The organism is Caulobacter radicis (assembly GCF_003094615.1).
In the GTDB taxonomy this organism is placed as follows: Bacteria; Pseudomonadota; Alphaproteobacteria; order Caulobacterales; family Caulobacteraceae; genus Caulobacter; species Caulobacter radicis.
Map to the genome: position 1 here is coordinate 317,132 of NZ_QDKO01000043.1, position 18,377 is coordinate 335,508.

19 protein-coding genes are annotated in these 18,377 nt (G+C 69.1%); 15 read left to right on the forward strand and 4 right to left on the reverse strand.

The genetic code is table 11. From position 1 onward, the window contains the following. Window position 1 precedes the first annotated feature (1 nt). The gene (locus DDF62_RS24095) at window positions 2–316 is read right to left on the reverse strand and encodes an REDY-like protein HapK (protein WP_101717773.1); all 315 of its coding nucleotides are present in this window, start codon (window positions 314–316) and stop codon (window positions 2–4) included. Between the two features lie 121 nt (window positions 317–437). On the opposite strand from DDF62_RS24095, the gene DDF62_RS24100 reads away from it, so the two are divergent. The 10 genes from DDF62_RS24100 (at window position 438) to DDF62_RS24145 (ending at window position 11,385) form a co-directional block, all read left to right on the forward strand. Continuing rightward, on the forward strand, window positions 438–1,322 hold the full coding sequence (locus DDF62_RS24100; protein ID WP_116491463.1) for a polysaccharide deacetylase family protein: 885 nt from the start codon (window positions 438–440) through the stop codon (window positions 1,320–1,322). 5 nt (window positions 1,323–1,327) lie between these two features. Continuing rightward, the gene (locus DDF62_RS24105) at window positions 1,328–2,128 is read left to right on the forward strand and encodes an HpcH/HpaI aldolase/citrate lyase family protein (protein ID WP_116491464.1); all 801 of its coding nucleotides are present in this window, start codon (window positions 1,328–1,330) and stop codon (window positions 2,126–2,128) included. A 17-nt stretch (window positions 2,129–2,145) separates the two neighbouring features. Continuing rightward, window positions 2,146–2,667, forward strand: a complete 522-nt coding sequence (locus DDF62_RS24110; RefSeq protein WP_101717770.1) for a MaoC family dehydratase — start codon at window positions 2,146–2,148, stop codon at window positions 2,665–2,667. A 1-nt stretch (window position 2,668) separates the two neighbouring features. Next, window positions 2,669–3,850, forward strand: a complete 1,182-nt coding sequence (locus DDF62_RS24115) for an acyl-CoA dehydrogenase family protein (protein ID WP_116491465.1) — start codon at window positions 2,669–2,671, stop codon at window positions 3,848–3,850. Further along, the gene (locus tag DDF62_RS24120) at window positions 3,850–5,034 is read left to right on the forward strand and encodes a CaiB/BaiF CoA transferase family protein (RefSeq protein ID WP_116491466.1); all 1,185 of its coding nucleotides are present in this window, start codon (window positions 3,850–3,852) and stop codon (window positions 5,032–5,034) included. Before DDF62_RS24115 ends, DDF62_RS24120 begins: the two co-directional genes overlap by 1 nt. Continuing rightward, entirely contained in the window at window positions 5,031–6,140 is a 1,110-nt protein-coding gene (locus DDF62_RS24125) for a CaiB/BaiF CoA transferase family protein (RefSeq protein ID WP_116491467.1), read from the forward strand. The genes DDF62_RS24120 and DDF62_RS24125 overlap by 4 nt, the downstream gene beginning before the upstream one ends. A 362-nt stretch (window positions 6,141–6,502) precedes the next feature. Beyond that, window positions 6,503–7,858, forward strand: coding sequence for an MmgE/PrpD family protein (locus DDF62_RS24130; protein WP_116491468.1), 1,356 nt, complete (start codon window positions 6,503–6,505; stop codon window positions 7,856–7,858). A gap of 17 nt (window positions 7,859–7,875) precedes the next feature. Then, window positions 7,876–9,273, forward strand: coding sequence for a phenylacetate--CoA ligase family protein (locus DDF62_RS24135; RefSeq protein ID WP_116491469.1), 1,398 nt, complete (start codon window positions 7,876–7,878; stop codon window positions 9,271–9,273). A gap of 1 nt (window position 9,274) precedes the next feature. After that, window positions 9,275–10,606, forward strand: coding sequence for an amidase (locus DDF62_RS24140; protein ID WP_116491470.1), 1,332 nt, complete (start codon window positions 9,275–9,277; stop codon window positions 10,604–10,606). Beyond that, on the forward strand, window positions 10,603–11,385 hold the full coding sequence (locus tag DDF62_RS24145; RefSeq protein ID WP_116491471.1) for an enoyl-CoA hydratase-related protein: 783 nt from the start codon (window positions 10,603–10,605) through the stop codon (window positions 11,383–11,385). Before DDF62_RS24140 ends, DDF62_RS24145 begins: the two co-directional genes overlap by 4 nt. 247 nt (window positions 11,386–11,632) lie before the next feature. On the opposite strand, the gene DDF62_RS24150 is transcribed toward DDF62_RS24145, so the two are convergent. The 3 genes from DDF62_RS24150 to DDF62_RS26825 form a co-directional block, all read right to left on the reverse strand. Continuing rightward, window positions 11,633–12,355 (reverse strand): DUF3108 domain-containing protein, encoded by a 723-nt coding sequence (locus DDF62_RS24150; RefSeq protein WP_116491472.1) that lies wholly within the window; start codon window positions 12,353–12,355, stop codon window positions 11,633–11,635. Window positions 12,356–12,475: 120 nt separating this feature from the next. Next, window positions 12,476–13,270 carry an acyl-CoA dehydrogenase family protein gene (locus tag DDF62_RS24155; RefSeq protein ID WP_244286931.1) on the reverse strand — a complete coding sequence of 265 codons (795 nt, stop codon included), beginning with the start codon at window positions 13,268–13,270 and terminating at the stop codon, window positions 12,476–12,478. A 42-nt stretch (window positions 13,271–13,312) separates the two neighbouring features. Further along, window positions 13,313–13,666: an acyl-CoA dehydrogenase family protein gene (locus DDF62_RS26825; RefSeq protein ID WP_244286932.1), complete on the reverse strand. Its 354-nt coding sequence runs from the start codon at window positions 13,664–13,666 to the stop codon at window positions 13,313–13,315. A 123-nt stretch (window positions 13,667–13,789) separates the two neighbouring features. On the opposite strand from DDF62_RS26825, the gene DDF62_RS24160 reads away from it, so the two are divergent. From DDF62_RS24160 to DDF62_RS24180, 5 genes are read left to right on the forward strand one after another with little or no spacing between them, the layout of a single operon-like run. Continuing rightward, the gene (locus DDF62_RS24160; RefSeq protein ID WP_116491473.1) at window positions 13,790–15,073 is read left to right on the forward strand and encodes an aconitase/3-isopropylmalate dehydratase large subunit family protein; all 1,284 of its coding nucleotides are present in this window, start codon (window positions 13,790–13,792) and stop codon (window positions 15,071–15,073) included. Then, entirely contained in the window at window positions 15,073–15,561 is a 489-nt protein-coding gene (locus DDF62_RS24165) for a LeuD/DmdB family oxidoreductase small subunit (protein ID WP_244286933.1), read from the forward strand. The genes DDF62_RS24160 and DDF62_RS24165 overlap by 1 nt, the downstream gene beginning before the upstream one ends. After that, a complete protein-coding gene (locus tag DDF62_RS24170; RefSeq protein WP_116491475.1) occupies window positions 15,558–16,418 on the forward strand; it encodes an isocitrate lyase/PEP mutase family protein in 861 nt (286 codons plus the stop codon). Before DDF62_RS24165 ends, DDF62_RS24170 begins: the two co-directional genes overlap by 4 nt. Window positions 16,419–16,430: 12 nt before the next feature. Continuing rightward, complete coding sequence (locus DDF62_RS24175; RefSeq protein ID WP_116491573.1) at window positions 16,431–17,375, forward strand: polysaccharide deacetylase family protein; 945 nt, start codon at window positions 16,431–16,433, stop codon at window positions 17,373–17,375. Next, window positions 17,362–18,261, forward strand: a complete 900-nt coding sequence (locus DDF62_RS24180) for a polysaccharide deacetylase family protein (protein ID WP_116491476.1) — start codon at window positions 17,362–17,364, stop codon at window positions 18,259–18,261. The genes DDF62_RS24175 and DDF62_RS24180 overlap by 14 nt, the downstream gene beginning before the upstream one ends. The last annotated feature ends 116 nt before the right edge of the window (window positions 18,262–18,377 follow it).

Genomic DNA, 18,377 nt, shown 5'->3' on the forward strand with positions numbered 1-18,377 from the left:
CTCAACCCACCTTCTCGGTGACGATGAAGGTGGTGTCGGCCAGGGCCTGGAACTCGGCGGCGATCGCCTGCATCGTTTCCGTCGCGACGTCGGCGCCGAAGGCGTCCATGTCGGCGACGTCGATGATCTCCACGTACTGATAGGGCGGCGCCGCGTCGGTCCCGAGCAGGGCGGCCGAGCGGAAGACCTCGAACTTGTCGATCGACTTCAGGCCGTTGACCGTCGGCAGGTCGCGCTCCTTGGCCCAGGCTTCGTAGTCGGCGACCGAGACGCCGGGCTTCAGGTTGAACAGGGCGACAATCCGCGTGACGGCCATCGGGCGCTCCCTCCGTTGCGGCTCCCATGCCGCCGTGAAGATTTGGAGGCCGCACGCTGGAGCGCCGCACCGAAAGGCGCGAGCGCCGCGAGCGAAGTGACCGCCCAACGGAGAAAGCCCCATGCCCGCACCTGACGACTTCCGCTGGCCGGACGGTTCGCGCCTTGCACTGTCGATCGTCGTCAATGTCGAGGAAGGCGCCGAGCACAACATCCGCGACGGCGACAAGGGCCCCGAGCCGGTCGACGAGCTGGGCGCGGTTCCCAAGAAGCCGATGCGGATGCACGGCAGCGAGAGCAACTATCTGTACGGCATCAAGGCCGGCGCGCCGCGCATCCTGCGGATCCTCGACCAGCATGGGATCGAGGCCACCTGGACGGCCGCGGCCCTCGCGCTCGAGCGCGCGCCGGAGCTGGCCGCCGCCATCCGCGCCCGCGGCGACGAGGTGGCCGCCCACGGCTATCGCTGGACCCACCAGTTCTGGATGGACGAGGCCAAGGAGCGCGAGTTCATCACCAAGGCCGCCGACTCGATCGAACGGACGATCGGCACGCGCCCGTCGGGCTGGCTGTCGCGCTACCTGCACACCGACAACACCCGCCGCCTGATCGCCGAGGCGGGCTTTTCCTATCACATGGACGACTACTCCGACGACTTCCCGTTCTGGGACCGCGTCGAGACGGCGGATGGCCAGTCCAAGCCGATGATCATCCTGCCCTACGCCATGGACTCCAACGACATGAAGTTCTGGCTGGCCCCGTCCCTGACCGCCAAGGACTGGCTGGACTACGCCGTGGCCACCTTCGACGAACTGCATGCCGAGAGCCAGGAGGTCGGGGCGCGGATGATGAGCCTGGGGCTGCACCTGCGGATCATCGGCCGTCCGGGCCGCATCGGCGCGTTCCGCAAGTTCCTCGACCATGTCACCGCCCAGGACGGCGTTTGGATCGCCTGTCGGAGAAAAATCGCCCAGGCGTTCGCTGAGGCCGTGCCGATAGGCGATTGACGCCTATGACCTTTCGCTCGCTGCTCTTCGTGCCCGGGACGCGCCCGGATCGCTTCGGCAAGGCGTTGGACGCCGGGGCCGACGCCGTCTGCATCGACCTGGAGGACGCCGTGCCGCCGGCCGGCAAGGGCGAGGCGCGCGCCTCCGCCCTCGCCTTCCTCGCCGAGCCACGCACTGCCGTCGTCGGCCTGAGGACCAACGGCGTGCGCACGCTGGAGGGCCTGAAGGACCTGGTCGCCCTGGCCGAGAGCCAGGCGCGCCCCGACTTCCTGATGATCCCCAAGGTCGCCGCGCCGGAAGACCTGCTGACCGCCGGCGAAGTGCTGCCAGACCTGCCGCTCTGGCCCGTCGTCGAGTCGGCCGAGGGCCTGCGCCGGGCCTTCGAGATCTGCGCCACTCCTGGCGTGGCCGGCGCCCTGTTCGGCGGGGCCGACCTGTCTGCCGATCTGGGCTCGACCATGGACTGGGACGCCTTGCTGCTGGGCCGGAGCACCCTGGTCGCCGCCTGTGGCCGTTCTAGCGTGGCCTCTCTGGACGTGCCGCACCTGAACATTGCCGACCCGGACGACCTGAGCGCCTCAACCCTGCGAGCCAAGGCGCTGGGCTTCACCGGCCGGTCCTGCATCCATCCGGCCCAGGTGGCCGCGGTGAACGCCGCCTACACCCCCTCGCCGGCCGAGATCGAGCGCGCCCGGCGCGTGGTCGAGGCCTTCGACGCCGCCGGCGGGGCCGCCGCCCTGCTGGACGGCAAGCTGATCGAACTGCCGGTCATCCGCGCCGCACGGCGCGTTCTCGACCGCGCTTAGACCTAGGAGACTCCCCCATGTCGCAGAACTGGAAAGAGGTCGGTCCTCAGCGCTACCGCGAGACCTTCGGCCGCTACTTCGAGGACTTCATCGTCGGCGACGTCTACGAGCATCGCCCCGGCAAGACCGTGACCGAGTACGACAACCACCTGTTCACGCTGCTGACGCTGAACACCCACCCGATGCACTTCGACGCCGAGTTCGCCAAGGCCTCGGAGTTCAAGAAGAACCTGGTGGTCAGCCCCTACACCCTGGCCCTGCTGATCGGCATGAGCGTGACCGACGTCTCGCAGAAGGCCATCGCCAACCTGGGCATGGACGAGGTGAAGTTCAGCGCCCCGGTGTTCGCCGGCGACACGATCTATGGCGAGAGCGAAGTGCTGGCCAAGCGCGAGAGCAAGTCGCGCCCCGGCCAGGGCATCGTCACGATCCTGACCACCGGCAAGAACCAGGACGGCACGGTCGTCTGCACCTTCAAGCGCAACATGCTGATCCCGGCGCGCGGCCACGCCGTCGAGGACAAGGTCGGGAACTACTAGGATGAGCGAGATCTCGGAAGCCGACGAACGCGCCATCCTCGACGCCATCGACAAGTGGTTGGAGAAGAAGGTCGCCCCCGTGGCGATGCAGCTCGAGCACGACGACGAGTATCCCCATGCCCTGGTCGAGGACATGAAGGAACTAGGCCTGTTCGGCGCCCTGATCGACCCGGAATACGGCGGCCTGGGCCTGTCGGCCCTGACCTATTCGCGGATCGTCACCAAGATCAGCGCCGAGTGGATGAGCCTGACGGGCGTCTTCAACTCGCACCTGATGATGGCCATGGTCGTGCAGAAGTTCGGCACGCAGAAGCAGAAGGACTTCTGGCTGCCCCGCTTCGCCAGCGGCGAGATGCGCGGGTGCCTCGGCCTGACCGAGCCTGACGCCGGCACCGACCTGCAGGGCATCCGCACCGTCGCCAGGCGCGACGGCGGCGACTACGTGGTCAACGGGACCAAGACCTGGATCACCAACGCCATCGAGGGCCATGTCTCGGCCCTGCTGGTCAAGACCGATCCCGAGGCCCAGCCGCGCCACAAGGGGATGAGCATGCTCATCACCCCGAAGATCGATCCGGAGACCCGCGCGCCCATCGCCGGCGTCACGAACGGCCGCAAGCTGGAGAAGCTCGGCTACAAGGGCATCGACAGCGGCGAGTTCATCTTCGAGGACTATCGCTGCGACGCCGAGCTGTGCCTGGTGGGCGGCGAGGAAGGCCAGGGCTTCGTCATGGCCACCGGCGGCCTTGAGATCGGCCGCATCAACGTCGCCGCCCGCTCGGTCGGCATCGCCAAGCGCGCGCTGATGGAAAGCGTCAAGTACGCCCAGGTCCGCAAGACCATGGGCAAGCCGATCGCCCAGCACCAGGCCATCCAGCTGAAGCTCGGCGAGATGGGGGCCAAGACCCGCGCCTCGGAGCTGCTCGTGGAAGACGCCGCCAAGGCCTACGACCGCGGCGAGCGCGTCGACATGGAAGCGGGCATGGCCAAATACTTCGCGTCGGAGACGGCGCTGGAGGTAGCCACCGAGGCCATGCGCATCCACGGCGCCTACGGCTATTCGAAGGAATATCCGATCGAGCGGCTGTTCCGCGACGCCCCGCTGATGTGCATCGGCGAAGGCACCAACGAGATGCAGCGGATCATCATCGCCCGCCAGCTCGTGGCCCGGAACCCGGTCTGATGACTGCCAATCCAAAGACGGGGGGACGTCGCCCCCTGGCGGGGATAAAGGTGCTGGCCGTCGAGCAGTACGGCGCCGGCCCCTACGCCACCCAGCTGATGGCCGAGCTGGGGGCCGAGGTCGTCAAGATCGAGGCCCCGGCCATGGGCGGCGACGTCAGCCGCGCCACCGGCCCGTTCTTTCTCGGGCAGGCCGACAGCCAGTTCTTCCAGACCTTTTCGCGGTCGAAGAAGTCCATCGCGCTCGACATCAAGACACCCGAGGGCCGCGCGACCTTCGAGCGTCTGGTGGCGCAGGCCGACATGGTGGTCGACAACCTGCGCGGCGACCAGCCCGGCAAGCTTCGTCTCACCTACGACGACCTGAAGGGCGTCAATCCCGCCATCGTCTGCGGCCACCTTTCCGCTTACGGGCGCGGCAACAGTCGGGCCGGCTGGCCGGGCTACGACTACCTGATGCAGGCCGAGGCCGGGCTGATGAGCCTGACCGGCGAGCCGGACGCGCCGCCGGCGCGGCTGGGCGTGTCGATGGTCGACTTCATGACCGGGACCATGCTGGCCTTCGGCGTGGTCAGCGCCCTGCTGTCGGCGCGCACGACGGGGCAGGGCTGCGACGTCGACGTCTCGCTGTTCGACGTGGCCTTGCACCAGCTCTCCTACCCCGCCGTCTGGGCGATGAACGAGGGCTACAAGGTCCAGCGCCTGCCGCGCGGAGCCCACCCGTCGATCGCGCCGTCCCAGGCGGTGAAGACGGCCGACGGCTGGGGCCTGGTCATGTGCCAGACACCGAAGTTCTGGGAAGCGCTGTGCGACCTGGCCGGCGCCGCCGCGCTGAAGGCCGACCCGCGCTTTGCCGACATCCCCAGCCGCCACGCCAACCGTCCTGCCCTGAGCGAGGCGATGGACGTCCTGTTCGGGACGCGCACGACAGCGGACTGGACCGCCCTGCTCGGCGGCAAGGTCCCGTTCGCACCGATCCTGGAAATGATGGACGCGCTGGACAACCCGTTCGTGGCCGAGGTCGGCATGCGCGACGTTGTCGACCATCCTGATCGAGCGGAAGGCTTGGCCATGCTGGCCTGCCCCGTGAAGATCGACGGCGAGCGGATGCCGGGCGCCCGGGCGCCGAAGCTGGGCGAGCACACCGACGAAATCTTGAAGTCCATTGGGGGAGCTGCCTCGTGAAGCTGGAAGGCGTCCGCGTCCTCGACCTGTCGTTCTTCCTGCCGGGGCCGATGCTGACCCTGATGATGGCCGACCACGGCGCGGACGTGCTGAAGATCGAACCGCCCGGCGAAGGCGATCCCGCGCGCGAGATTGGCTATCGCAAGAACGGCGCGAGCGTCTGGTTCCGCAACACCAGCCGCGGCAAGCGCAGCCTGCAGGTCGACCTGAAGTCCGCCGAGGGTCGCGCCCTGCTGCTCGACCTGGCCGCCGAGGCCGACGTGGTGGTCGAGGCCTTCCGGCCTGGCGTGATCCGGCGGCTGGGGTTCGACTACGAGGCCGTCAAGGCGCGCAATCCGGGCATCGTCTACGTCGCCATCTCGGCGTTTGGCCAGACCGGTCCCTATCGCGACCGTCCCGCCCACGACATCGCCGTCCAGGCCCTGGCCGGCATGGTGAGCCTCAGCGAAGGCTTCGACGGCAAGCCGACCCCGCCCAACATGCCGGTCGCCGACGCCCTGGCCAGCCTCACCGCCCTGTCGGGCGTGCTGATGGCCCTGCTGCGGCGCGAGAAGACGGGCCTGGGCGACTATGTGGACGTGGCCATGTACGACAGCCTGCTGGCCTGGACGCCCAACGTCACCGGCAAGATCTTCGCGACCGGTGAGGCGCACGTTCCCAAGGACGAGCGCTCGTGGGGCGGCAACGCCATGTACGGCCTCTATGAGTGCGCCGACGGCCAGTGGATCTGCCTGGGCGGCTCCGAAGTGAAGTTCGCCCGCAACCTGCTGGCGGGTCTCGATCGTCTTGATCTTCTGCCCTATGCCGAGCTTCAGCCGGGGCCTGGCCAGGAGCCGCTGCGGGCCTTTCTGCGCGAGGCTTTCGCCGCCAAGACCCGTGCAGAATGGGAAGCCTGGTTCGAAGGCCGCGACGTCTGCTTCGCCCCGGTGCGAACCTTGAAGGAAGCCTTCGAGGATCCGGCCCTGGCAGCGCGGGGCATGCTGTCGCGCGACGCCGAGGGCGCTGAGATCGTCGGCACGCCGATCCTGTTCGCAGCCGAGCCGGCGGTCATCGACCCGGTTCCGCCTGTCCTGGGCGCGGGTCCGGCGGGATGGCGGGACCGGTAGCCTCCCCCTTCCAAAAGCTCGTCACCCTAGCCAGAGCGCCGGGGCGACGAGCAAGTTGGAAGAGGAAGACGTCAGGATCCCGTCCGCTCGCGCTCCATCTGGGCCAGAAGCATCGGCCCGGCCTCCATCAGCAAGAACGCGCTGGTCAGCAACAACAGAACACGCATCAGCATGGCGGCTCTCCTGCATCGCGGACCGTTCCCCCCGGAAGGTCCGCGAACGGAAGGCTGAACGCGTCTCGTCCCGTCGTGACGGGGATTTCGCGTTTGCTCGACTGGCGGACAGCGGCGCGGTTGTCCGCTGTGCGCGCAAACCCGAACGCCGCGCCAAAGAGCGGCCGGCGCCGCTGCTAGCGTCGCCGCATGATCGCCGCGCAAGCCCTTGTCGACCACGCCCTTTCCCTGCGCTGGGACGCCCTGCCCGACGCCGTGCGGGCCGATGCCCGCCGGCTGCTGCACGATGCGGTGGCTGTCGGGGCGGCGGGCGCTGGAGCGGCCTATTCCGACGCGATCCTGACCGCCGCGCGCGGCTGGGGCGGTGAAGGCGACGGTCTCGTGCTGGGTCGCCCGGGCGTGCGCCTGGCCCCGGCCCAAGCGGCCTTCGTCAACGCCTTCCAACTGCACGGGCAGGAGTATGACTCCGTCCACGAAAAGGCCGTGCTGCACCCCCTGCCGACCATCGTGCCGGCCCTGATCGCCGAGCTCGATCGCTCGGGTCCTTACAGCGGGGCGGAGGTGCTGGCGGCCATGGTCGCCGGAGTGGACGTGGCCGTAGCGCTGGGGGTCGCTGCAACGACGCCCCTGCGCTTCTTCCGGCCGGCCACGGCGGGGGTCTTCGGCGCCACGGCCGCCCTGGCCCGCCTCAGGCGTCTGCCGCGCGAGACGGCGATGGACGCCATGGGCTACGCCCTGGCCTTCAGCAGCGGCACGATGCAGGCCCACACAGAAGGCAAGCCCGCCCTGCCCGTCCAGGTCGCCGCCGCCGCCCGCTCGGCCCTGCAGGCGATCGATGTCGCGCAGGCGGGCCTGCCCGGTCCAAGCGACTGGCTGGAAGGACCGTTCGGCTACCTGCCGCTGTTCGAGGCCGGGTTCGACCTCGGGCCGGTGCTGGCTGACCTCGAGGACCGGCGCCGCATCGCCGAGGTCGCCTGCAAGCCCTTCCCCACCGGCCGCGCCTGCCACGGCGGCCTGGTGGCGATACGCGAGCTCGCGACCAGGCACGGCGTGACCCCCGCCGACCTCGACAGCCTGACCTATTTGGCCCCGCCGCTGATCCGCCACCTGGTGGGCCGGGTCGCCAAGCCGGAGATGGACACCGCCTACGCCCGCCTGTGCCTGCCCTACCTCGCCGCCGTCATGCTGACCCGCGGTCGCGTCGGCCTTGACGACTACACGGTCGAGCGCCTGAACGAACCCGAGGTGCTGACCCTGGCCGCCCGCATCGTCGTGGAAAGCGACGGCAATCCCGATCCCTCCGCCTTCGTGCCGGCTCGCGCCGTCGCGCGCCTCAAGAACGGCCGCGAGATCGTGCTCGACGTCACCGCCCAGTTGGGCTCCTCCGAACTCCCGATGAGCCGCGACGAGCACCTCGAAAAGGCCCGCTCGTGCCTGGCCTTCGTCGGCCTGGAGGCCGTCCACGCCCCGCTGGCCGACCTCTTCGACCGCTTCGACACCCTGGCCGACGCCCGCGAGGCCTTCCTCCTCGCCAGCGGCGGCTGAGCTCCCCAAGGTTACGCATGTCCCACCAGACCTACTGGCAGTCGCTCGACTATCCCGCCATCGTCGCCGACCATCCGATCGGCGACGCCTTCACTCGGTTCGCCACCACCACCAGCCGCGACGAGCTACGAGCGCTGCAGAACCGCCTGTTCCTGCGCTGCGTGGACCGGGCCTGGAAGACGCCGTTCTACCAGCGCCTGTGGGGCGCGGCCGGCATCCAGCCAGGCGACATCCGCTCGCTCGACGACCTGCCCAGGCTGCCCAGCTTCGACAAATCCGACATCATGGCCTCGCTGGAGCGCAATCCGCCGTTCGGCGACTTCGCCGGCTTCGAGGGCTATCCGGACGGCCAGCGGCCGCCGGTGATGCTGCACACTACTTCGGGCACGACAGGTTCGCCCCAGGTGCTGCTGTTCGGCCCCAAGAGCCGCGAGGTGCAGAACCTGCTGCTGGCCCGCAACTATCAATTCCAAGGGTTGGCTCCAGACGACGTGGTCCACTCGGTCTACGGCCACGGCATGATCAACGGCGGCCACTATGTGCGCGAGGCCGTTACCCGCTGGACCAGCGCCGTCTTCCTGTCGGCCGGCACCGGGGTAGAGACCCGCTCGGCCCAGCAGGTCGAGGTGATGAAGCGCTTCGGCGCCACGGTGCTGGTGGGTTTTGGCGACTACCTCAAGAAGCTTGCCGATACGGCGGTCGAGATGGGCATCGAGCCGGGCCGCGACATTCCCGTGCGGCTGATCTCGGCTCACCTGGGCCGCGAGGACCGCGCGGCGATGGAGAAGGCCTGGGGCGGCGCCAAGTGCTTCGACTGGTACGGCGTGGGCGACACCGGCCTGATCGCCGGCGAAGGCCCCGACCGCGACGGCCTCTACGTCCACGAGGACGCCCACTACCTGGAAATCTGCGACATCGACACCGGGGCGGCCGTGGCTCCGGGCGAGCTGGGCGACATGGTGGTCACCTGCCTGTTCAAGGACGACCTCTATCCGCTGATCCGCTTCAACACCCATGACGTGACGCGGGCGATCCCCAAGCCGTCTTCGATCGACGTAGTGTTCCAGCGGATCGAGGGGTTCCTGGGTCGCTCGGACAACATGGTCAAGATCCGCGGCATCAACATCTTCCCGCAGGGCGTCGGCGCGATGCTGGAGCATGCGCCGGCCTTCGCGGGCGAGTTCATCTGCCGCGCGCGCCGCGATGCGACGGGCCGCGACAGCTTCGCCGTCACCGCCGAGACCACGGCCGATGTCGGCGAATGGCGGGATATCGCGAGCTTCTATGGCGAGATCCTCAAGCGCAAGATCGGCATCGAGGTCGAGGTCGAGCTTGCGCCCAAGGGCGCCACCGCCGGCCTGACCCAGATCGACGTGCGCCAGAAGCCTATCCGCCTGATCGACGAGCGCTACTGAGGTGAGCGGCTTCTCCGATCCCCTAGTTGCGGCGGGCGTTGCGGGCCTGCCGGCGCTTTATGCCGCCGGCGCCAGCCCGGTCGATGTGACCGAGGCCTATCTGGCCCGGATCGAACGGCTGAACCCAGCTATCAACGCCGTGGTCGAACTGGACGCCGCCAGCGCTCGCGCCGAAGCGCGCGCCAGCGCCCGGCGATGGGCGGCGGGACAGCCGCTGTCGCCGATCGACGGCGCGCCGATCGCGGTGAAGGCCAACATCGCCGTCGAGGGCCTGGCCCACACCGCCGGGATCAAGGCCTACGCCCGCAATATCGCGCCGGTCGACGCCGCCTGTGTCGCGCGCCTGCGGGCGGCGGGCGCGGTGATCCTTGGTACGCTGAACATGCACGAGGCCGCGCTGGGCGCGACCAACGACAACGCCTTCCTGGGCCGCTGCGAGAACCCGCACCGCGCCGGCTTCACCCCCGGCGGCTCGTCGGGCGGCTCGGCGGCGGCCGTGGCGGCGGGGCTGTGCGCCGCCGCACTTGGCACCGACACCATGGGCAGCGTGCGGCTGCCGTCGTCCTACTGCGGCGTGGTCGGCTACAAGCCGGCGCTGGGCGCGATCCCAACCGACGGCGTCATGGCGCTGTCCTGGACACTCGATCACGTCGGCGTCCACGCCCGTTCGGTCGAGGACGCGGCGCTGGTCGTGCGCGCTTGCGGCGTCGAGGAAGGGTCCACGACCGACGAACGACCGCTGGCGGTGCTCGATCTCGACGGTCTGGTGACGCTGGAACCGGCGGTGGCGGCCAACTTCGCCCGTACCCTCGATAGCCTGACGGCCGCCGGCTGGCGGCTGGAGCGGCTGCGGATCGACGACCTGGACCTCGGCGCGCTGCGCCGCGCCGGCCTGCTGATCAGCGAGGTCGAGGGCGGTATCGAGCATCGCCGCGCCCTGGCCCTGGACCCGGAAGGCTTCACGCCCGAGCTGCGCTCGCTGCTGGCCTGGGGGGCGAGGCAGACGCCGCCCCGGCTGGCCGAAGCCTATCGCCTATTGACTGAGAGCAAGCGCAAGATTCTTGAACTAACAAAGCCATATGCCGGAATTCTGACCCCGACGACACCGCAACAAGCCTTCGCCTTCAGCGCCCCGGCGCCTGCCGGCCAAGCCGACCTGACGGCCTTGGGCAACGTGCTGGGCGCCCCGGCGTTCGCGCTGCCCGCCGGCGAGGCCGACGGCCTGCCGCTGTCGCTGCAGGTGATCGGTATGGCCGACGGCCCTACCCAGGCCCTGGCCGCCCGGCTGGCTCGCGCCCTGCCCCCGGCCACCGTTCCGGAGACCTTCCGATGACCGCCTTCGCCGAAGGGGCGCTGACCCTGGCCATCGACGGCGACGTCGCGACCCTGGCCTTCGACCGCCCCGCCAAGCGCAACGCCATCACCCTGGCCATGTGGCGCGCCCTGCCCAACGCCTGCGCCGCTTTCGCCACGTCCCGCGCCAAGGTTCTGGTCGTCACCGGACGAGCCGGTCATTTCGCGGCCGGGGCCGACATCGGCGAGTTCGAGGCGGTGTATGCGACGCCAGAAAGCGCCGCCGACTACAACGCCGCCATCGCCCTTGGGATCGGTGCGATCGCCACGCTGGAAAAGCCCGTGCTGGCCGCCATCGAAGGCGCCTGCGTCGGCGGCGGCCTGGCCGTCGCCCTGGCCTGCGACCTGCGGATCGCCGCGCCGGACGCGCGCCTGGCGATCACGCCCGCCAAGCTCGGCCTGACCTACAGCCTGGAAGACACCAAGCGCCTCGTCGACGCCGTCGGGGCCTCGGCGGCGCGGGACATCCTGTTCACGGGCCGGTTGCTGGGGGCTGAAGAAGCTTTGCGGCTCGGACTGATCGACGCGGTGGAGACCGACGTTCCGGCGGCCGCGGCCGCCAAGGCTGCCGATATCGCGGCGGCTTCCCAGGTGACGGTCCGGGCGATCAAGGCGACGATCCGAGCCATCCTGGCCGGCGCCGTCGAGGACGACGCCGCGACCCGCGCGGCCTTCGTGGCCTCGGTGTCCGGGCCGGACTTCATCGAGGGGCGCACGGCGTTCCTGGCCAAGCGGAAGCCGGTGTTTCCGGAGCGGTGAGCCCTCCTTCACCCCTCTCTCATCGAGAGAGGGAGGGGCCCGCGCCGCAGGCGTGGGAGGGTGAGAGGTTATAATCTCTCAGGATCGAGCGCGGTTGTTCCGCGCATGTTTGGTTGGCAAAAGCTTCGACGATTCAAGGCGATGTCGCGGCCTATTGAAGTCGGCAAGCGGTGAAACCTCTCCCCCTCCCACCGCTTCGCGGCGGGCCCCTCCCTCTCTCCAAGAGAGAGGGATTTGGTTTGCGCCCCTACCGCTGCAACTCCACCAGCTCGTACCAGGTCTGCATGTAGCCGCCGACGCCGCCCTTCACGAACAGCGAGTGCTCGTCGGCCGTGACCCACATGTCGTAGGTGGGGTGTTCGCCGTCCTTGCTGACCATGCCGCCGTCCTCGCCGAGGAAGCGGAAGCGGCGGCAGGCGAAGGTCCCGGCCGGAGTCGTGGTCTCTTCCTCGCCGACATATTCCAGCGTGATGCTGCTCTCGACGATCTGCGGCGGGGTGGCGCCCCGGTGGTCGACGGACGGCAGGAAGATGCGCAGCTTGCGCTTGTGCGGCCCCTTGGCGACGTCCATCACCTTGCAGATGTAGGCGTCGCCGATGATCGGATGGGTGCCGAAGCCGTCGAAGAAGCCATTGGTCGGCATTTTCTGCGACAGGCGGCCGATCGACGGACCGTAGCTCTCGCACTCGATGAAGTCCTCCGTGAACCGGAACCAGCCCGAGCCCATGAACCGGTCACCGACCGTCAGGCGCAGGTGCAGGTCCATCGGCCGGCCGTGCTCGTCGAGCGAATAGATCGCGTCGCGCAGGACGGTGGGATCGGGCTCGTCGATCTCGCACTGAGCGCGGATCGTCACCTTGCCGTCGGTGTGGCGGGTCATGGCGAAGTGCTCGCGCCCCCGCTCCTGGCCTTCGCGGCCCGGCTTGCGCGAGGTGTAGAGGATCTTGCCGCGGATGGTCTGGTGCTTCATGGCGGTCTCGACTGTGGAACCGCCCTCATCCTTCGACAGGCTCAGGATGAGGGCTACGGAAACGGCGGTTCAGTCGAGATCCTCACGCTGAGCTTGTCGAAGCGCGAGGACCTCGCTCGATCAGAAAGCGGCGATGCCGGTGATCGCCCGGCCCAGGATCAGGGCGTGGACATCGGCCGCGCCTTCGTAGGTGTTGACCGTCTCGAGGTTGGCGGCGTGGCGCATCACGTGGCTGGCGCCGGAGATGCCGGCCCCGCCGTGAATGTCGCGGGCCTCGCGGGCGATGATCAGGGCCTTGCCGCAGTTGTTGCGCTTCATCAGGCTGATGGCCTCGGGAACCCAGTCGCCGGCGTCGAGCCTCCGCCCAAGAGCGAGCGCGCTCTCGAAGCCGAGGGCGATCTCGGTCTGCATGTCTGCCAGCTTCTTCTGGATCAGCTGGCGGGCGGCCAGAGGACGGCCGAAGACGACGCGATCGGCCACATAGGCCGCGCTGGTCTCCAGGCAGAAGCGCGCCGCGCCCATCGCGCCCCAGGCGATGCCGTAGCGGGCCTTGTTGAGGCACGAGAACGGACCGCGCAGGCCCTTCACGCCCGGCAGGATGGCGTCGTCGGCCACCAGCACGTCCTGCAGCACGATCTCGCCGGTGATCGAGGCGCGCAAGCTGAGCTTGTCGTCGATCTTGGGGGTCGAGAAACCCTCGGTCCCGCGCTCGACCAGGAAGCCGCGGATCTCGCCGTCTAGCTTGGCCCAGACCAGGGCGACGTCGGAGATCGGGCTGTTGGTGATCCACATCTTGGCGCCGTTGAGCACGTAGCCGCCGTCGACCTTGCGGGCCACGGTGCGCATCGAGCCAGGATCCGAACCACCGTCGGCCTCGGTGAGGCCGAAACAGCCGATCAGCTCTCCGCGCGCCATGCCCGGCAGCCACTTGCGCTTCTGCTCTTCCGAACCGAAGGCTTAGATCGGATACATGACCAGCGACGACTGCACGCTCATGGCCGAGCGATAGCCGCTGTCGACGGCCTCGATCTCGGCGGCGATCAGACCGTAGGCGACATGGCTGACGGCCGCGCCGCCATATTCCTCCGGCAGGGTCGAGCCCAACAGGCCAAGCTCGCCCATCTCCTTCATGATCTCGCGATCGAAGCGGCCGTCGGCATAGGCCGACACCACACGCGGCAGCAGTTGCTCCTGCGCGTAAGCGCGAGCGGCGTCGCGGATCAGGCGCTCGTCCTCGGTCAGGCGGGCGTCGAGGGCGAGCGGGTCGCGCCAGTCGAAGGCGGGGATGGTGCGAGCGGCGTCGAGGGGCATGGCCGTGAAGTCCTCCGGCGGCCGGAAATGACCGCACAGCAATTGATCTGAACTTCCGCCTTTCTAGCCGGGGGTCCCGCGCCTACCCCGGTCGCCGCTGGATTTGACCGGGAGGCGACTAGGTTGGACGGACGGACGCTCGTCGAGAAGGTGATCGCCAGGGCCGCGGGCCTGCCGGACGTTCGCGCCGGCGACCTCGTGACGGCCAAGGTGGATCTGGCCTTCGCGCACGACAGCAGCGGCCCGCGCCGCTGGCGTCCGCTGCTGGAAGAGCTGGGCGTGGGCCTGTGGGATCCAGCCAAGGTAGCCATCGTCTCGGACCACTATGTGCCGGCCGTCGACGCGGAGTCGGCGGCGATCCTGAAGACCACCCGCGACTTCGCCCGTGACTATGGCGTCTCCAATTTCTTCGACATGGTCGGCATCTGCCACCTTGTTCTGCCCGAGCACGGCCTGATCCGCCCGGGCGCCTTCATCGCCGGCGGCGACAGCCACACGCCCACGGCCGGCGCCTTCGGGGCCTATGCGGCCGGCTATGGCGCCACCGACATGGCCGCCATCGCCGCCACGGGCGAGACCTGGCTGGCCGTGCCACAGACCATCCGCGTCGAGTGGACCGGCGCCTTCCAGCCCGGCGTCACCGCCAAGGACGTCATGCTGTTCCTGTGCCGGGAACTGGGCATGGACAACGCCTTCAAGGCGGTGGAATTCGCAGGTCCCCTGGTCGCGGCCATGCCGATGGCCGAACGCATGGTGCTGGCCAACATGGCCGCCGAGCTGGGCGCTGAGACCGGCGTGGTGGCGCCCGACGCCGTGACCTTCGCCTATCTGGCCGCGCGGGGCGCGCCGGTGGCCGACGAGGCGGCGGCCCTAGCCCTGCATTCGGACGCCGACGCGACCTACGCCGCCGTGCACCGCTTCGACGCCTCCAATCTCGCGCCGCAGATCGCCGCCCCGCACTCGCCGGCCAACACCCGCGACGCGACCGAGTTCGGCGAGGTCCGCATCGACCAGGCCTATATCGGCGCCTGCGTGGGGGCCAAGATCGAGGATCTGCGGATGGCCGCGCAGGTACTGAAGGGCCGCCGCGTGGCCTCCGGCGTGCGGCTGCTGGTGGCCCCGGGCTCGGCCCGCACGGCCGAACTGGCGGCCCGCGAAGGCGTGATGGAGACCCTGCTGGCGGCCGGGGCGGTGCTGATGCCGTCGGGCTGCGGGGCCTGCGCCGGCATGGGCGCGGGAATCCTGGCGGAAGGCGAGACCTGCATCTCGTCGACCAATCGCAACTTCCAGGGCCGCATGGGCCATGCCGGGGCGAACGTCTATCTCGGCTCGCCCTACGCCGTGGCCGCCGCGGCCGCGACGGGGCGCATCGTCGATCCCCGCCCCTTCCTGACGGGAGCAGCCTGATGTCCCGAGCCTTCGTCTTCGGCGACGCCATCGACACCGACCTGCTGGCTCCCGGCAACCTGATGAAGCTGCCGCCGGCAGAACTCGCACAGCACTGCCTGCGGGCCATCGCGCCGGACTTTGCTTCCACCGTCCAGCCCGGCGACGTGGTGTTCGCCGGCGCCAATTTCGGCCTCGGCTCGTCGCGCGAGCAGGCGGCCGTCTCCCTACGACTACTTGGCGTCTCCGCGGTGCTGGCGACCTCGTTCGCCCGCATCTTCTACCGCAACGCCATCAACCTCGGCTTGCCGGCCTTCGTGTTTCCCCAGGTCGGCGAGGTGAGCGACGGCGACCGGATCCTTCTGGATCCGGTCGCCGGACGTCTCGAGAACATCACCACGGGCAAGACCTACGCCCTGACGCCGATCCCGCCGCACCTGATGGCGATGATCGAGGACGACGGCCTGATCCCGCACCTGAAACGACGCCTGAAGGGAGCCGCCGCATGAGCCTGCGCGACCGCCTCGCCCAAGACACGCCGCTGCTGGCCCCCGGCGCCTATGACGCCCTTTCGGCCCTGCTGATCGAGCAGGCCGGCTTCGAGGCGATCTATCTTTCCGGCGCCTCCATCGCCTACACCCAGCTGGGCCGGCCCGACATCGGCCTGGTGTCGTTCGACCACGTAGCCGATGTGGTGGGCCGCGTGGCCGAGCGCGTCTCCCTGCCGCTGATCGTCGACGGCGACACCGGCTTTGGCAACGCCGTCAACGTGCAGCGCACCGTGCGGATCTTCGAGCGCATGGGCGCGAGCGCGATCCAGCTGGAAGACCAGACCTTTCCCAAGAAGTGCGGCCACCTGGCCGACAAGAGCCTGGTTTCGACCGCCGAGATGGCCGGCAAGATCCGCGCGGCGCTCGACGCCCGGGCCAGCGACCAGACCCTGATCATCGCCCGCACGGATGCGATCGGGGTGGAGGGCTTCGAGGCCGCGCTCGACCGCGCCCACGCCTATGTCGAGGCCGGCGCAGACGTGCTTTTCGTCGAGGCCCCACGCACCATCGGCGAGATGAGCGCCATCGCCCACGCCTTCGCAGGCAGGGTTCCGCTGCTGGCCAACATGGTCGAGGGCGGCAAGACCCCACTGCTGGACGCCAGTGAACTGGGCCGCATCGGCTTCAAGCTTGTGATCTCGCCCGGCGCGCTGGTGCGGGCCCTGGTGCCGACCGCCGAGGCCTTCCTGGCCAGCCTGAAAGCCAACGGCGCGACCCGTCCGTTCGCAGAGCGGATGATCGACATGGGCGGCGTGAACGACCGCATCGGCCTTGCTGATATGGCCAAGACCGGCGCGGCCTACGCCGCCGGCTGAGTGGAGCGTCAGATGCAGGCCGATCCCAACCTCTACGATCACTGGCCCTATCGCGATCGGCCCAAGATCGTCTGGCCGAACGGCAAGAAGCTGGCCTTCTGGATCGCGCCCAACATCGAATACTACGAGTTCAATCCGCCCAAGAACCCGCAGCGCCCCGGCTGGCCCAAGCCCTCGCCGGACGTGGTGGGCTACTCGCAGCGCGACTGGGGCAACCGGGTCGGCCACTGGCGGCTGATGGAACTGCTCGACAAGTACGGCATGCGCGGCTCGATCTCGCTGTCGGTCGGGCTGCTCGACCATCATCCGGAGATCATCGAGGCCTGCGTGGCGCGGGACTGGGAGTTCTTCAGCCACGGCATCTACAACACCCGCTATTCCTACGGCATGGACGAGGCCCAGGAGCGGGCGGTGATCGAGGACTCGATCCGCTCGGTCGAGGCCGCCACCGGCCAGCGCATCCGCGGCTACCTCGCGCCAGCCCTGACCCACACCGAGAAGACCTTCGACCTGCTGGCCGAAAACGACTTCTGGTACACCTGCGACCTCTTCCAGGACGACCAGCCCCAGCCTGTGAAGACCAGGACCGGCAAGCTGATCTCGATGCCCTATTCGCTGGAGGTCAACGACGTCATCACCTACGGCGCGCTGTCGATGAGCCCCTGGCGCTACGCCGACGTGCTCAAGCGCCACTTCGACCAGCTGCTGGAAGAGGGCGAGAAGTCGGGCACGGTGATGTGCATCCCGCTGCACGCCTATCTGGTCAGCCAGCCGCACCGCATCCGGCCGTTCGAGGACGCCCTGCGCCACATCGCCGGCCACGACGAGGTGTGGATCACCACGGCTCGCGAGATCGCGGCCCACTATCGCGAAAACTATTTCGACCAGACCGTGGCCGACATCGCCGCGCGCGGCCTGACCACGCCGGGAACGGGGTTTAGCAATGCCGCTGCCTGACGAGCACCTGATCTATCCGCATCGGTCCTACGGCATGGACCAGGACCGCTACGCCTGGCGCCCCTCGACCGAGCGCGCGCCGATCGCGCTGCCGAGCGGCGCGGCGGTGGCGGCGATGATCGTCGTGCCGATCGAGCACCATCCGCTGAATCCGCCGGGCAAGCCGTTCAAGCATCCGGGCGCCATGGTCACGCCCTATCCGGACCTGCGCCACTACACGACGCGCGACTACGGCAATCGGGTGGGCGTCTACCGCATCCTCGAGGCCCTGAAGGCGGCGGGGATGAAGGCGACCTTCCCTATCAACGCCGACCAGCTGGAGCGGCTCAAGCCCTTGATCGAGACGATCCTGGCCGACGGCCACGAGATCGCCGCCTATGGCCTGTCGACCACCCACATCCATTGGGGCGGCCTGGATCGCGAGACGGAAGCCGCCTGGGTGGCCGAGGTTCGCGCGCGGTTCGACGCGGCGGGGCTGAAGCCGCGCGCGTGGCTCAGCCCGGCCCGCCAGCAGTCGTTCGCCACGCTCGACCTGATCCGCGCCGCCGGCTTCGACATCTGCCTCGACTGGGAACAGGACGAGGTTCCCGTGGCGATGAGGACCGACGCCGGCGAGGTCATCGGCTTGCCGCTGTCCAACGAGCTCGACGACCGCGCCCTGATGATCGATCGCCGCCAGAGCGAGGACGAGTGGGCGATCCAGGTGCTGGAGGCGGCGGACTATCTGGCCGAAAGCGCCGATCGATTCGGCGGGCGGGTGCTGGGCTTTACCCTGACGCCGTACGTGACGGGGCAGCCGTTCCGGATCTCGGCCCTGCGGCGGTTGCTGACGGGGCTGGGGGGTCTGGGTGTGAAGGCGATGACGGCGAGCGAGATCGCCTCCTGATCCTTCTCCCCTTGCGGGAGAAGGTGGCGGCGTAGCCGACGGATTAGGGGTCTCTCAGAAGTCAGAAGCTCCGCCCGGTCGTATGGCTGGCGCGGCGGACAGATTTGAGAGACCCC